General features: G+C 70.1%; 14 protein-coding genes. All 14 read right to left on the reverse strand.

Annotation, left to right across the window (positions count from 1 at the left end):
• Window positions 1-406: 406 nt before the first annotated feature.
• The 14 genes from DEJ18_RS09350 to otsA all read right to left on the reverse strand — a co-directional run bounded on the left by DEJ18_RS09350 (window position 407) and on the right by otsA (window position 14,998).
• Window positions 407-1,177, reverse strand: coding sequence for a fumarylacetoacetate hydrolase family protein (locus DEJ18_RS09350; protein WP_111080446.1), 771 nt, complete (start codon window positions 1,175-1,177; stop codon window positions 407-409).
• A gap of 9 nt (window positions 1,178-1,186) precedes the next feature.
• The gene (locus tag DEJ18_RS09355; protein WP_111080447.1) at window positions 1,187-2,344 is read right to left on the reverse strand and encodes a branched-chain amino acid aminotransferase; all 1,158 of its coding nucleotides are present in this window, start codon (window positions 2,342-2,344) and stop codon (window positions 1,187-1,189) included.
• A 14-nt stretch (window positions 2,345-2,358) separates the two neighbouring features.
• The gene (locus DEJ18_RS09360; protein WP_111211042.1) at window positions 2,359-3,426 is read right to left on the reverse strand and encodes a 3-isopropylmalate dehydrogenase; all 1,068 of its coding nucleotides are present in this window, start codon (window positions 3,424-3,426) and stop codon (window positions 2,359-2,361) included.
• A gap of 7 nt (window positions 3,427-3,433) precedes the next feature.
• The gene (gene serA, locus DEJ18_RS09365; protein WP_111211041.1) at window positions 3,434-5,023 is read right to left on the reverse strand and encodes a phosphoglycerate dehydrogenase; all 1,590 of its coding nucleotides are present in this window, start codon (window positions 5,021-5,023) and stop codon (window positions 3,434-3,436) included.
• A gap of 105 nt (window positions 5,024-5,128) precedes the next feature.
• Window positions 5,129-5,518, reverse strand: a complete 390-nt coding sequence (locus DEJ18_RS09370) for a hypothetical protein (RefSeq protein WP_111211040.1) — start codon at window positions 5,516-5,518, stop codon at window positions 5,129-5,131.
• A complete protein-coding gene (locus tag DEJ18_RS09375; RefSeq protein ID WP_111211039.1) occupies window positions 5,515-5,937 on the reverse strand; it encodes a hypothetical protein in 423 nt (140 codons plus the stop codon). The genes DEJ18_RS09370 and DEJ18_RS09375 overlap by 4 nt, the downstream gene beginning before the upstream one ends.
• A 26-nt stretch (window positions 5,938-5,963) precedes the next feature.
• Window positions 5,964-7,154, reverse strand: a complete 1,191-nt coding sequence (locus DEJ18_RS09380; protein WP_111080452.1) for a mannitol-1-phosphate 5-dehydrogenase — start codon at window positions 7,152-7,154, stop codon at window positions 5,964-5,966.
• On the reverse strand, window positions 7,145-7,285 hold the full coding sequence (locus tag DEJ18_RS09385) for a hypothetical protein (RefSeq protein WP_181434241.1): 141 nt from the start codon (window positions 7,283-7,285) through the stop codon (window positions 7,145-7,147). Before DEJ18_RS09385 ends, DEJ18_RS09380 begins: the two co-directional genes overlap by 10 nt.
• 73 nt (window positions 7,286-7,358) lie before the next feature.
• A complete protein-coding gene (gene ilvC, locus DEJ18_RS09390; RefSeq protein WP_111080453.1) occupies window positions 7,359-8,384 on the reverse strand; it encodes a ketol-acid reductoisomerase in 1,026 nt (341 codons plus the stop codon).
• 44 nt (window positions 8,385-8,428) lie between these two features.
• On the reverse strand, window positions 8,429-8,929 hold the full coding sequence (ilvN, locus tag DEJ18_RS09395; protein ID WP_111211038.1) for an acetolactate synthase small subunit: 501 nt from the start codon (window positions 8,927-8,929) through the stop codon (window positions 8,429-8,431).
• Window positions 8,926-10,746 (reverse strand): acetolactate synthase large subunit, encoded by a 1,821-nt coding sequence (locus DEJ18_RS09400; protein ID WP_111080454.1) that lies wholly within the window; start codon window positions 10,744-10,746, stop codon window positions 8,926-8,928. Before DEJ18_RS09400 ends, ilvN begins: the two co-directional genes overlap by 4 nt.
• A 46-nt stretch (window positions 10,747-10,792) precedes the next feature.
• Window positions 10,793-12,487 (reverse strand): dihydroxy-acid dehydratase, encoded by a 1,695-nt coding sequence (gene ilvD, locus DEJ18_RS09405; protein WP_111211037.1) that lies wholly within the window; start codon window positions 12,485-12,487, stop codon window positions 10,793-10,795.
• 128 nt (window positions 12,488-12,615) lie between these two features.
• Window positions 12,616-13,413, reverse strand: a complete 798-nt coding sequence (gene otsB / locus DEJ18_RS09410) for a trehalose-phosphatase (protein WP_111211036.1) — start codon at window positions 13,411-13,413, stop codon at window positions 12,616-12,618.
• Window positions 13,406-14,998: an alpha,alpha-trehalose-phosphate synthase (UDP-forming) gene (gene otsA, locus DEJ18_RS09415; protein ID WP_111080457.1), complete on the reverse strand. Its 1,593-nt coding sequence runs from the start codon at window positions 14,996-14,998 to the stop codon at window positions 13,406-13,408. The genes otsB and otsA overlap by 8 nt, the downstream gene beginning before the upstream one ends.
• Window positions 14,999-15,101 lie beyond the last annotated feature (103 nt).

Genomic DNA, 15,101 nt, shown 5'->3' on the forward strand with positions numbered 1-15,101 from the left:
ACGGGGTCAATAAAATTGGCATTGACAATGTGCACGCTGTTGAGTTCTCAAGGACCAGACGCACTCCCCACTCCACACCACCAGGATGCTTCGCCAGAGAGGCTGTCGTTCTCGAACCCACCGCGAGGACGACACGAGGCCGTCGTTTTCGATCGGTGGGTGGTTGCTGGAGGCGGACCCCGTCCGGACTGCGTTGACCGGGTGCTTGACCCGGTGACCGTCTCGGCCGTTCCGTTCCGCCTCAGCGGCAACGAGTGATTACTCTACACACGCTCCCGGAGGCTGCCAACCGAGATCGATCCCGGGCGTGTCGGTCCGGAACCGGGAGGTGCCGGGGTCGGCACGAGACGGACGGAGGCCCGACACCTGCGACGGTGTCGGGCCTCCAGGTCGGGCGTCCGCGAGGTCAGTGACGAGCGATGACCGGGTTGCGGAGCGAGCCGATGCCGGAGATCGTGACCTCCACCACCTCGCCGTCGCGGATCGCGCCGACGCCCGCCGGGGTGCCGGTCAGGATGACGTCGCCCGGGAGCAGGGTCCAGATCGACGAGATGAACTCGATGAGCGTCGGGATGTCGTGCACCATCTCGTTCGTGGACGCGGCCTGACGGAGGTCGCCGTCCACGCGCGTCTCGATGCGGATGTCCGACGGGTCGATCTCGGTCTCGATGACCGGGCCGAGCGGGCAGAACGTGTCGAAGCCCTTGGCGCGGGCCCACTGGCCGTCGCGCGCCTGCAGGTCACGGGCGGTCACGTCGTTCGCGATCGTGTACCCGAGGATGACGCTCGCGAAGTCCTCCTTCGTGACGTTCTTGGCCAGCGAACCGATCACGATGGCGAGCTCGCCCTCGTGGTCGACGCGGCCGATGTCGGCGGGCAGGCGGATCGGGTCCTCGGGACCGATGACCGACGTGTTCGGCTTGAGGAACACCACCGGGTCGTCGGCCGTGCGCTCGTCCATCTCCGAGACGTGCTCGGCGTAGTTGAGCCCGACGCCGATGACCTTCGAGCGTGGGATGACCGGGGCGAGCAGCTTCGCGTCCGACAGGGACACCCGCTCCCCCGTCGTCTCGAAGCCCTGGTACATCGGGTCGCCGGCGAGCACCACCAGTGCGCGCTCGTCGAGGATGCCGTAACGGGGGTCCTCCCCCTCGGTGCTGAACCGTGCGATCTTCACGGGTCGACCCTACTCAGCGCTCGGGGTGGTCGGCTCCGTGAGCTGGACCATCCAGCCGTGCGGGTCGGGACGGCGGCCGTACTGGATGTCCGTCAGTTCCTCGCGCAGGGACATCGTCAGTTCTCCGGCCCCGGTCGTCGGCGAGCCGATGGTGAAGCCGTCGCCGCGCAGTTCCGCGATCGGGGTGACGACCGCGGCGGTGCCACACGCGAATGCCTCGGTGATGGTGCCGTCAGCGACACCGTCGCGCCACTCGCTCAGGGCGACGGGTCGACGTTCCACCCGCAGGCCACGGTCGACCGCCAGCTGCAGGATCGAGTCGCGCGTGATGCCTTCGAGGATGGAGTCGGAGTCGGGGGTGACCAGCGTGCCGTCGGAACGGACGAGGACCACGTTCATGCCGCCGAGCTCCTCGAGGTACTCGCCCTTCTCGGAGTCCAGGAACATCACCTGCTGGCACCCGTGCTCGTACGCCTCCTGCTGGGGCAGCAGCGAGGCCGCGTAGTTGCCGCCGGTCTTCGCCGCACCGGTCCCACCGCGAGCGGCACGTGCGTACTGGGTCGAGAGCCAGATGGACACCGGCTTCGGCCCCGAGGTGAAGTAGGCGCCCGCCGGGCTCGCGATGCAGTGGTACTGCACGGCGTGTGCGGCGCGGACCCCCAGGAAGGCCTCGGTCGCGATCATGAACGGGCGCAGGTACAGGCTCGTCTCCGGTGCCGACGGCACCCAGGCCTCGTCCGCGCGGACCAGCTGCCGGACCGACTCGACGAAGACCGACTCGGGCAGCTCCGGGAGCGCGAGCCGTCGCGCCGAACGGGCGAACCGGCGCGCGTTCGCGTCCGGGCGGAACGACCACACCGAACCGTCGGCGTGCCGGTAGGCCTTCATGCCCTCGAAGATCTCCTGCGCGTAGTGCAGGACGCTCGCGCTGGGGTCGAGGGAGAGCGGGCCGTACGCGTGGATCGACGCGTCGTGCCAGCCGTCGTCGATGGTCCACTCGACGGTGGCCATGTGGTCGGTGAAGTGCTTGCCGAAGCCGGGATCGGCGAGGATCTCCTCACGCTCCGCCGCTGCGCGGCGTTCGGCGGACGGGGTGGTCGCGAAGTCGAGGGCGAAGTCGGTGTCGCCGTCGTCGGGGGTGCTGTCGGGGATGCTGTCGCTGCTCATGGGGATGGCTCCTGTCAGGCCGTGGTGGTGCGCGCGGTGACCGCCGCGACGATGGCGTCGCCGATCTCGGCCGTCGACCGCCGTGTGGTGCCCCGGTCGGCGAGGTCGGCCTCGACCGCCTGCGTCACCGCTGCCGCCAGGTCCGCGCGACCGATGTGGTCGAGCAGGAGGGCGACGGACAGGACCGCTGCGGTGGGGTCGGCCAGCTGCTGACCGGCGATGTCCGGGGCTGATCCGTGGACCGGTTCGAACATGCTCGGGAAGGTGCCGTCCGGGTTGATGTTGCCCGATGCCGCCAGACCGATGCCGCCGCTGATCGCCCCGGCGAGGTCGGTGATGATGTCGCCGAAGAGGTTGTCGGTCACGATGACGTCGAACCGCGACGGCTCGCGCACCATGTGGATCATGACGGCGTCGACGTGCTGGTAGTCGACCGCGACGTCCGGGTACTCCTGGCCCACCGCGGACACGGTGCGCTGCCAGAGGGACCCGGCGTACACGAGGACGTTGCTCTTGTGCACCAGGGTCAGGTGCTTCCGCGGGCGGCGCGACGCCAGGTCGAACGCGTACCGCACCACACGCTCCACACCGTGCGCGGTGTTGAGCGAGACCTCGGTGGCGATCTCGTGCGGCGTCCCCACGCGGATCGCGCCGCCGTTGCCGACGTACGGGCCCTCGGTGCCTTCGCGGACGACGACGAAGTCCACGTCCCCGGGTGCGGCGAGCGGTGACGCGACGGCGTCGTGCACCGTCGTCGGCCGGAGGTTGACGTAGTGGTCGAACGCGAAGCGCAGCTTCAGCAGCAGCCCTCGCTCGATGATCCCGCCGGCGAGCCGCGGGTCCCGCGGGTCACCGCCGACGGCTCCGAGGAGGATCGCGTCGTGCTCGGCGATCGCCGCCATGTCGTCCTCGGTGAGGATGTCGCCGGTCTCGAGGAAGCGGGTCGCGCCCAACGAGAAGGCGGTCTCCTGCACGTCGAGCTCCGCACCGGCCACGGCGTGCAGGACCTTGAGCGCCTCGTCGACCACCTCGGGACCGATGCCGTCCCCGCGGATGACCGCCAGCTTGAGCGTCTGCGACATGGGTCTCCTAGAGCGTGATGTCGATCTCGCGGAGCGACGCCGCGTCGATCGTCGACCGGACGTGTTCGAGCACCTCGTCCGGTACGGGCGAGTCGACGGTGAGCACGCTGAGTGCTTCGCCGCCGGCCGACTGGCGGGCGATCTGCATCGCGGCGATGTTGATGCCCGCGTCACCGAACTCCTTGCCGTACACCGCGACGATGCCGGGTCGGTCGGTGTAGGCCATGACCACGTGGTGCTTGTCGAGCGCGACCTCGACGTCGTAGCCGTTGATCTCGACGAGCTTCTCGACCTGCTTGGGGCCGGTCAAGGTGCCGGAGACGCTGATCGCCGGGCCGTCGGACTGCGCACCGCGGATCGTGAGGAGGTTGCGGTACTCGGGGCTGTCGCCGTCCGTGATGAGTCGGACCGTGACACCGCGCTGCTCAGCGATGAGCGGCGCGTTCACGTAGGACACCTGGTCGCTGACGACGTCGGTGAACACGCCCTTGAGCGCGGCCAGCTTCAGCACGCTGACGTCGTAGCCGGCGAGCTCGCCGTGCACCTCGACGTCGATGCTCGTGACGGGCGAGGTCGCCATCGCGGTGAACACCTGACCGAGCTTCTCGACCAGCGGGATGCCCGGGCGGACGTACGGGTCGATGACGCCGCCGGCGACGTTGACCGCGTCGGGCACGAGCTCGCCGCCGAGCGCCAGGCGCACCGACTTCGCGACGGCCACACCCGCCTTCTCCTGCGCTTCGTCGGTGGAGGCACCGAGGTGCGGCGTCACGACCACGTTCGGCAGCGACACGAGCGGCGAGTCCTTCGGCGGCTCGGAGACGAAGACGTCGAGCCCGGCACCGGCGATGGTGTCCGACGTCAGTGCGCGGTACAGCGCGTCCTCGTCGATGAGCCCACCACGGGCGACGTTGACGACGAACGCGGTCGGCTTCATGAGCGCGAACTGCTCGTCGGAGATCATGCCGACCGTCTCCGGCGTCTTCGGCATGTGGATGGTGGTGAAGTCCGCGCGGCGGAGCAGGTCCTCGAGCGAGACGAGCTCGACCCCGAGCTGCTGCGCGCGGGCCGTCGTGACGTACGGGTCGTAGGCGATGACCGAGACGCCGAAGGCCTGCAGGCGCTGCGTGATGAGCGCGCCGATGCGGCCGAGGCCGATGATGCCGACGGTCTTCTCGTACAGCTCGACGCCCGTGTAGGACGACCGCTTCCAGGCACCGGCCGCGAGCGACGCGTGCGCCGCCGGGATGTGCCGCGCGAGCGCCAGGATGTGACCGACGGTCAGCTCCGCCGCCGAGATGATGTTCGACGTCGGCGCGTTGACGACCATGACGCCGGCGGTGGTCGCCGCCTTGATGTCGACGTTGTCGAGCCCGACGCCGGCACGGGCGATGACCTGCAGTTGCGGCGCCGCGGCGATCACCTCGGCGTCGACCTTCGTCGCGGAGCGGACGAGGATCGCGTGCGCGTCGGACAGCGCGGAGAGCAGGGCGGGACGGTCGGTACCGTCCACGTTCCTGATCTCGAAGTCGGGCCCGAGGGCGTCGACGGTGGCGGGCGAGAGTTCTTCGGCGATCAGGACGACCGGCTTCGACACGACTGCTGTTCCTCACACGAGACGGGTGGTGTACCACCACCCTACCGACGCGACCGGGTCGTTACGACGCGGCCGTCGTCGCCGAGAGACCGGTGGGGTTCCGGGTCAGAAGTCGAGCAGGCGCGGCACGAAGAGCTGCAGGTCGAGCCAGAGTGCCCCGGCGGCCGCGAACGCGAGCAGGAACACCACCGCCGTCATGGCCAGCGTCGCCCGGCGGGTCACCCACCACGCGACCGCGAACGCCACCGGCGCGATCGCGATGTCGAGGACGAGCCAGACCCACGGCACGGCGCGTCGGAGCGACTCGCCGCCGGAGGAGGTCTCGATGAAGACGTTGAACTCGTGCACCGAGCGCGACACCGTCACGAGGTTGCCGACACTCTGCACGGTCATGTAGGCGAACAGCACCGCGAAGACCACCCAGACCGCGATCCGGCCGACGAGTTCGGACCGGGAGCGTGCCGCCCGGTCGGACCGGCCACCGATCGCGGTCATCCGAAGCTCCGGGTCATGAGGAACGGCCAGGGGAAGAGCAGGACCGCGCCGAGCAGCATCCAGAGCAGACGCGTGCGGGTACTGCGACCGCGCGCGGCCCAGAGCACGACCGCGAACCAGAGTGCGGGGGCGACGATCGACAGGAAGCGCAGGACCTCGACGTACCCGCTCAGCACGGCGTCGACGCCGGAGACGTACGTGGTCGACGCGGTGAGCAGCCACGCCACGGTGTAGAGCAGGTACAGCCCGCCGAAGACCCCGAACCCGACGAGTGCACCGGACGTCTCCGGGGCGTCCGGGTCGCAGTCGTCGCGCTCCTTGACGGCGATCGGGTTGTGCGCGGCGTCCACGTGCGTCGCGTCGTCCGCGTCACCCCACGACAGCGCGTCGTCGTCGTCGGGTTCCCGTGCCTCCGTCATGCCGTCGAGTCTACGAGGGTCACCGGTCATGCCTGGGCGGGCTGTGTCTCGAGGACCTCGGCCACGACGTCCCGGACGGCCGGGAACAGCGGGTGCCCTTCCATGAGACCGGTGAGGATCTCGGTGAGCGCGTGCGCGGTGGCACCGGAGCGGAGCAGCGCGTGCAGCTCGATCGACTCGGGGTCGTCCTGGTCGTCGAACTCGAGCGCGACCCGGACCGCGCCGATCAGGTGCTCGACGGGCAGACCGCGTTCGGCGAGCTGCGCGGCGGGACCGACGAACCGCTCGCGGCGACCGAGCTTGCGGAGCGGGTTCCGACCGACGCGCAGCGTCGTGTCCGGCAGGAGCGGGTTCGCGATGCGGGTGAGGTTCGCGGCGACGTAGCGGGCGTGCTCCGCCGGGTCGAAGCCGTGCTTCGCGACGAGGAGCGCGGTGGTCTCCGCCAGGACCCCGTCGACCTCCGCCCGCACGTCCGGGTCCTGGAGGGCCTCCCGGATGAGGCGGATGCCACGGACCCACCCGTGGTAGGCGGCCGCGCCGTGCGCGGTGTTGACCGTGTAGAGCTTGCGCTCCACGAACGGCTGCAGGTCGTCCACCCAGGTGACGCCGTCGATGACGGGAGGCTCGGTGTCGGTCCCGACGAACGGCGTGCGTTCGATGACCCACTCGTAGAACGGCTCGAGGACGACGTCGAGGCCGCCGGACTGACCGAGGACACCGGACTGGTCCGGGACGATCCGGTCGATGGCGCAGTTCGCGAAGACCGCCGCGATGTCGCGGTCCTCGAGGATCGGGGCACGCCGGATGCTCGCGTGCAGGGAGTCGGTGGCGTTGAAGGCGTTCTCGCACGCGACGATCGTCACCTCGCCCCGGTCGAGCGGTCGGGCAGCGAGGCCCTCGGCGATGAGCGGCGCGACGAGCGGCAGGGTGCGCGCCCCGACCGCGGTGGTCACGACGTCGGCCTCCGCGATCGCGTGGACGACGCGGTCCCGGTCGGTCTTGCTGTTGAGCGCCCGGAACCCGTGCACCAGGTGCTCCACGGGCAGCTCGCCGACCTCGTGCACGACGAAGCGACCGGCCTCGTTGAGGGCTGAGACCACGCGTTCGTCGACGTCGACGAAGGTGAGGTCGTAGCCGCTCGCCACGAGGAACTGACCCACGAACCCGCGCCCGATCTTGCCGGCGCCGATGTGGACCGCTCGTCTCGTCACCGCCATCCGACGATCATCCCATGCTCGGCGGACCGCCCACGCCACCGTGCGGGCAGGGCGGCGGGGACGACGGCGTGCGTCATCGCGCTGCGTCGACGTCGTCGGGAGACGTCGGGGTACTGGAGGAGCTGCTGCATCGTGTCCGGGTCACATCGAGAGGCGGCGGTGCAGTGCACCGCCGCCTCGCGGGTCGAGCTTGTCTCAGGCAGACTACCGCGCGGCCGAGCCGTCGACGTAGTCGGAGTCCGCCTGCTTCCATGCGAAGAGCTTGCGGAGCTCGCGGCCGGTCGCCTCGACCGGGTGGCCCTCGCCCTTCTCGCGGAGGGCCTGGAACTCCGGGGCACCGGCGTCCTGGTCCTCGATGAAGCGCTTCGCGAAGGTGCCGTCCTGGATGTCGGCGAGCACGGCCTTCATGTTCTCCTTCACCTCGGGCGAGATCACGCGCGGGCCGGAGACGTAGTCACCGAACTCGGCGGTGTCGGAGATCGACCAGCGCTGCTTGGTGAGGCCGCCCTCCCAGATGAGGTCGACGATGAGCTTGAGCTCGTGCAGGACCTCGAAGTAGGCGATCTGCGGCTGGTAGCCCGCCTCGACCAGGGTCTCGAAGCCGTACTGGATGAGCTGCGACGTGCCACCGCAGAGGACGGCCTGCTCACCGAACAGGTCGGTCTCGGTCTCCTCGGTGAAGGTCGTCTTGATGCCGCCGGAGCGCAGGCCGCCGATGGCCTTCGAGTAGGACCACGCCAGGTCCCACGCGCTGCCGGAGGCGTCGACCTCGACGGCGACGATCACGGGGACGCCGCGGCCGGCCTCGTACTCACGACGGACGGTGTGCCCGGGGCCCTTCGGGGCGACGAGGGACACGTCGACACCCTCGGGCGCCTCGATGTAGCCGTAGCGGATGTTGAAGCCGTGCCCGAAGACGAGCGTCGCGCCCTGCTTGAGGTTCGGGGCGATGTCGTCGGCGTAGACGATCCGCTGGACCTGGTCCGGCGTGAGGATGACGACGACGTCGGCCCACGCGGTGGCGTCGGCCGGGGTGAGGACCTCGAAGCCGGCCTCTTCGGCCTTCTGGCGGCTCTTCGAGCCCTCCTTGAGGCCGATCTTGACCTCGACGCCGGAGTCGCGGAGGTTGAGTGCGTGGGCGTGGCCCTGCGACCCGTAGCCGATGACGGCGACCTTCTTGCCCTGGATGAGGCTGAGGTCGGCGTCGGCGTCGTACACGATGTCAGTCACGGTGCGTGATCTCCTTGGTTCGGTGGTCTCTGGCTGACCGGTGCTCAGCGCACCCGGTCGGTGATGCTCTTCGGTCCGCGGCCCATGCCGAGGAGACCGGCGCGCGCCAGCTCCTTGATGCCGTAGGGCTCGAGGACGCGCAGGATCGCCTGGATCTTGCCGGGGTCACCGGTCACCTCGACGACGAGCGAGTCGGTGGCGACGTCGACGACCTGCGCCCGGAAGAGCGTCACGGCGTCGAGCACCGCGGACCGGGTCTGGTTGTCGACACGCACCTTGACGAGCATGTGTTCGCGCTGCACCGACTGGGGGAAGTCGAGCTCCACGATCTTGATGACGTTGACGAGCTTGTTGAGCTGCTTCGTCACCTGCTCGAGCGGCAGGTCCTCGACGTCGACCACCACGGTGATGCGGCTCAGGCCGTCCACCTCGGTGCTGCCGACGGCGAGGGACTCGATGTTGAACCCGCGGCGGGCGAACAGGCCGGCGACACGGGTCAGCAGACCCGGCTTGTCCTCCACCAGGAGGGACAGGACGTGGTTCATGCGGGCTCCCCCGTCATGTCGGCGTCCTCGTCGTCCCAGGTGGGCGCGAGGTCGCGGGCGTACTGGATGGAGGAGTTGCCGATGCCCTGCGGGACCATCGGCCAGACCATCGAGTCGCGGCTGACCACGAAGTCGATGACCACCGGGCGGTCGTTGGTGTCGAGCGCGAGCTGGATGGCCGCGTCGACCTCCTCCGGCTTCTCGACCCGGATCCCGAGCGCACCGTACGCGTCGGCGAGCTTCACGAAGTCCGGGACCCGACGGGTGCCGTGGCCGGTCTGCAGGTCGGTGAACGAGTGGCGGCCGTCGTAGAACAGCGTCTGCCACTGGCGCACCATGCCGAGCGACGAGTTGTTGATGACCGCGACCTTGATCGGGATGTCGTTGATGACACAGGTTGCGAGTTCCTGGTTCGTCATCTGGAAGCAGCCGTCGCCGTCGATGGCCCACACGACGCGGTCGGGCTGCGCGACCTTGGCACCCATCGCGGCCGGGACCGAGTAGCCCATCGTGCCGGCGCCGCCGGAGTTGAGCCAGGCGTTCGGGCGCTCGTACTGGATGAACTGCGCCGACCACATCTGGTGCTGACCGACGCCCGAGGCGAAGACGCCCTCGGGTCCGGTCATCTCGCCGATGCGCTTGATGATCGCCTGCGGGGCGAGCAGCCCGTCGGTCGGCTCGGTGTACCCGAGCGGGAAGTCCTCGAGCAGCTGGTTGAGGTGCGCCCACCAGTCGGCCGTGGAGGCCCGCTGGTCGACCGGCACGTCGGCCCACGCCGCCACGAGGTCGACGAGCACGTCCTTCGCGTCGCCGACGATCGGGACGTCGGCGTACCGGATCTTCGAGATCTCGGCCGGGTCGATGTCGACGTGCACGACCTTGGCGTCCGGGGCGAAGTCGTCGACCTTGCCCGTCACACGGTCGTCGAAGCGGGCACCGAGCGCGATGATGAGGTCGCTCTCCTGCAGCCCGAGCACCGCGGGCACCGTGCCGTGCATGCCGGGCATGCCGAGGTGCTGCGCGTGTGAGTCCGGGAAGGCGCCGCGGGCCATCAGCGTCGTGACGACCGGGGCGCCGGTGGCCTCGGCGAACGCCAGGAGTTCGGCGGAGGCGCCGGAGCGGATGACACCGCCGCCGACGTAGAGCACCGGGCGGGACGACTCGGCGAGGAGCTGCGCCGCCGCGGTGATCTGCTTGCCGTGCGCCTTCGTGACCGGGCGGTAGCCGGGCAGGTCGATCTTCGGCGGCCAGATGTACGGCGCCGACTTCTGCTGCGCGTCCTTGGTGATGTCCACGAGCACCGGCCCCGGGCGGCCCGTCGTCGCGATCTGGTGCGCGGCGGCGAGCGTGGCCGGGATGTCCTCCGGCTTGGTGACGAGGAACGAGTGCTTCGTGATCGGCATCGTGATGCCGACGATGTCGGCTTCCTGGAACGCGTCGGTGCCCATCAGCGTCGAGAACACCTGTCCGGTGATCGCGATGAACGGCACCGAGTCCATGTAGGCGTCGGCGATCGCGGTGACGAGGTTCGTCGCGCCGGGACCCGAGGTGGCGATGGCGACGCCGACCTTGCCCGACGAGGACGCGTAGCCCTCGGCGGCGTGGCCGGCTCCCTGCTCGTGCCGGACGAGGACGTGGCGGATTGTCGTCGAGGCCATGAGCTCGTCGTAGAAGGGGATGATGGCGCCGCCGGGGAGCCCGAAGACGTCGGTGATCCCGAGGTGCTCGAGCGTGCGGAGGACGGCGCCCGAGCCGGTCAGGACCTCGGGTGACCGGCGCGCTCCGGCAGCGGACAGCGGTGTGGCTTCCGTGGGCATGAAGGGTTCCTTGCCTGGAGGGATGGCGATGTGTCGGGTGTCGACGTCAGCCCGTGACCGCGCCCTGGGCGGCGGACTGCACGAGCTTGGCGTACTTCGCGAGGACTCCGCGGGTGTAGCGCGGGGGCAGCGGGGCCCAGCCGTCACGGCGGGCTTCCAGCTCGGCGGCGTCGACGAGTAGGTCGAGCGTGCGAGCCGCGATGTCGACACGGATGCGGTCGCCATCGCGCACGAATGCCACTGGACCTGCGTCCACGGCTTCCGGTGCGATGTGGCCGATGCAGAGGCCGGTTGTGCCGCCTGAGAATCGACCGTCCGTCAAGAGTAGTACATCCTTGCCGAGGCCTGCGCCCTTGATGGCCGCGGTGATCGCCAGCATCTCGCGCATGCCCGGACCGCCCTTGGGGCCCTCGTAGCGGATGACGACGACGTCGCCCTTCTGGATACGGCCCTCGGTGAGGGCGTCCATCGCGGCACGCTCGCGGTCGAACACCCGGGCGGGCCCCTCGAACACCGAGGCGTCGAAGCCGGCGGTCTTCACCACGGCGCCCTCGGGCGCGAACGAGCCCTGCAGGATCGTCAGGCCACCGGTCGCGTGGATCGGGTCGTCGATCTTGCGGAAGACCTCACCGTCGAGCTCCGGCGGGTCGATCTCGGCCAGGTTCTCGGCGACCGTCTTGCCCGTGACGGTCATGCAGTCGCCGTGCAGCAGGCCGGCCTCGAGCAGGGCCTTCATGATCACCGGGATGCCGCCGTTGCGGTCGACGTCGACCATGACGTACTTGCCGAAGGGCTTCATGTCGGCCAGGTGCGGGACCTTCGAGCCGATGCGGTTGAAGTCGTCGAGGGTGAGCTCGACCTCGGCTTCGTGCGCGATCGCCAGCAGGTGCAGCACGGCGTTCGTCGAGCCGCCGAGGGCCATGAGCACGGTGATGGCGTTCTCGAACGCCTCGCGTGTCAGGATGTCGCGGGCGGTCAGTCCCAGGCGGAGCATGTTCACGACTGCTTCGCCGGACCGGTGCGCGTAGTAGTCGCGGCGACGGTCGGCACTCGGCGGCGCGGCGGACCCGGGGAGCGACATGCCGAGCGCCTCGGCCAGGCTCGCCATGGTGTTGGCCGTGTACATCCCGCCACAGGCGCCTTCGCCGGGGACGATCGCGCACTCGATCTTCTTGAGCTCCGCTTCGCTCATCGTGCCGGCCTTGCACGCGCCGACACCCTCGAAGGAGTCGATGATCGTGACTTCCTTCATGGTGCCGTCGGCCTGCTTGACGTAGCCCGGCATCACCGAGCCCGCGTAGAGGAACACGCTCGCCAGGTCGAGGCGCGCGGCGGCCATCAGCATGCCGGGGAGGGACTTGTCACAGCCGGCCAGCAGCACGGTGCCGTCGAGGCGCTCGGCGTTGACGACGGTCTCGACGCTGTCCGCGATGACCTCGCGCGAGACGAGCGAGAAGTGCATGCCCTCGTGGCCCATGGAGATGCCGTCGGACACCGAGATGGTGCCGAACTGCAGCGGGTACCCGCCGCCGCCGTGGACGCCTTCCTTGGCACCCTGGGCGAGGCGGTCGAGGGACAGGTTGCAGGGGGTGATCTCGTTCCACGACGAGGCGATGCCGATCTGCGGCTTCTCCCAGTCCTCGTCGCCCATCCCGACGGCCCGCAGCATGCCACGCGAAGTGGTTGCTTCGATCCCGTCGGTGACGACCCGGCTGCGCGGCTTCACGTCGATGTCAGGCATGCCCAGAGTCTAGGACCGTTTGGGATACCAGTCGCGCAACACCATGCGTCTGCATCGTGTTGCGTCGATCGACCCGAGCCGGGCGCCCCCCGCCGCCGGACGGACGGGAGGGTCGGACCGGCCCCGGCTCAGCGGGTCGCCCGGGCGCGCGCCAGCTGCTTCAGGACGTCGGTGAGGGCCGATGGGTCGGACACCCGGTGGGTGGCCAGGGTGTCGCCCTCCCCCACCTTCACGCCGACGTCACCGGCGCGGAGCACCCGGAAGGCGTCCTCGTCCGTGACGTCGTCACCGGCGAAGAAGACGGCGTCCGCTCCGCGGAGCGCACGGAGCCGGTCGATGGCGTCCCCCTTGGTGACGTGCCGAACCGCGAACTCGAGGATGTCCTTGCCGCCGCGCTCGAGGACGTCGGCGTCGGCCTCGTGCGCCGCCCGACTCGCCTCGGCGTTCGCCGCCGCGGCCTCCTCGGCGCTGACGCGTCGGGTGTGCACGCCGTGCCCGGCGGGCTTGTGCTCGATCACGACGCCGGGGTGCCGGGCCCCGACCGCGTCGAGGGCGGCTCCGATGCGCGCCACCCGAGCCGTCTCGTCCGCGGCGAGCGCCGCCTCGTCGTGGCCGTCGACGCGCCACTCCACGCCGTGGGAGCCGACCAGTGCCATGCCGTCGGGAGCGTGCGACACCGCCGCGAGGCTGCCGAGCGGCCGTCCGGAGACGAGCACGACCTCGGTGTCCCGTGCCCGCTGCAGCGTGAGGACGGCCGCCCAGCTGCCGGGGAGCGCCCCGACCTGGGACGGGTCGTCGGCGAACGGCGCGAGCGTGCCGTCGAAGTCGAGGGCGACGAGCAGTCGCGGCGCGGCCACGAGCGCCTCGAGGGCCGGAGCGAGACCGCTGTCCGTCGTCTGCTCGGTGCGCGCCTCCTGCTCAGGCATCACGGTCCTCCCGGGTGTCCTCGGCGGCGCGCGCCCGCTGCGCGTCCTGGTCGAAGATCGACGTGCCGTCGGTCTGGGCCTCCCGGTGCGGCTCGCCCTGCTCGACCGACTCCGGATCGATCTGCGCGCCCTTCGGCGCGTGCCGGTCGAGCGCCTCGAGGAACGAGCGCGACCAGCGTGCCACGTCGTTGTCCTTCACGCGCTTGCGGAGCGCGCGCATCCGCGTCGAGCGCTCGCGGCGGGGCATCTCGATGGCGCGCTGGATCGAGTCCTTGAGGGCCCCGATGTCGTGCGGGTTGACGATGACGGCCTGCTTGAGCTCGTCGGCGGCTCCGGCGAACTCGGACAGGATCAGCACGCCGTCGTTGTCGTGGCGCGAGGCGACGTACTCCTTCGCGACGAGGTTCATGCCGTCGCGGAGGGCCGTCACGAGCATGATGTCGGCGGCCAGGTAGAGCGCCACCATCTCCTCGCGCGGGTACCCGTGGTGCAGGTACGAGATCGGCTGGTGCCCGATGACCCCGAGGTCGCCGTTGATCCGACCGACGCTCAGCTCGATCTCGTCGCGCAGCATCCGGTAGGTGTCGACCCGCTCACGGCTCGGGCTCGCGACCTGGATGAGCGCGGCGTCCTCCACCGCGAGTCGGCCGTCCTCGACGAGTTCGCCGAACGCCTTGATGCGGTGCCGGATCCCCTTGGTGTAGTCGAGCCGGTCCACGCCGAGCAGCACCGTCTTCGGGTTGCCGAGTCCGTCGCGGATCTCCTTCGCACGCTGCTGCACCTCGGGACGGCGGGCGATCTCCTCGAAGCTCTCGGCGTCGATCGAGATCGGGAAGTGGCGCGCCTCGACGTGTCGGACGGTGATCCCCTTGCGGCTCCGCGGCGCCTGCGGGTCGTCGACGGGGACGTCCACCGTCGACCCCTTCGTCGTGTAGCCCTTGATGTGCCGGACGGCGCGGAGGAAGTCGCTCGCGTCGTCCTGGCGCTGGAACCCGATCACGTCCGCGCCGAGCAGTCCGTCGAGGATCTGCGCTCGCCAGGGCAGCTGCGCGTAGATGCCGACCGGCGGGAACGGGATGTGGTTGAAGAAGCCGATCGTCAGGTCCGGTCGCAGGGTGCGCAGGAGCGCCGGCACGAGCTGCAGCTGGTAGTCCTGCACCCAGACGATGCCGTCCTGCTCGGCGATCTCGGCGATCTGCTCGGCGAACCGCTGGTTCACGCGCTTGTAGGCGTTCCACCAGTCACGGTGGTAGCTCGGGTGCTCGATGACGTCGTGGTAGAGCGGCCACAGCGTGTCGTTGCTGAACCCCTCGTAGTACTCCTGCACGTCCTCGGCGCTGAGCGGTACCGGGACGATGTGGATGCCCTCGTTGTCGAACGGCTCGACGGTGACGTCGGGCTGGCCGACCCAGCCGACCCAGGCCCCGTCGTTCGCGCGCATCACCGGTTCGAGGGCCGTGACGAGGCCGCCGGGCGAGTGCCGCCAGCCCTCCGTGCCGTCCTCCTCGACCACCCGGTCGACCGGGAGTCGGTTCGAGGCGACGATGAATGCGTACCGGGTGCTGTCGGTTCGGTCTGCGGGCATGGGTGGCGGGTGCTCCGTTCCTGCCCGGCGGCCTGCCGGGGCGTCGCGACCGAAACTACCAGCGACCGGGTGGCCGGGCTGAGGGGACGTTCACCACCGGGGC

Source organism: Curtobacterium sp. MCSS17_015 (assembly GCF_003234265.2).
GTDB lineage: Bacteria > Actinomycetota > Actinomycetes > Actinomycetales > Microbacteriaceae > Curtobacterium.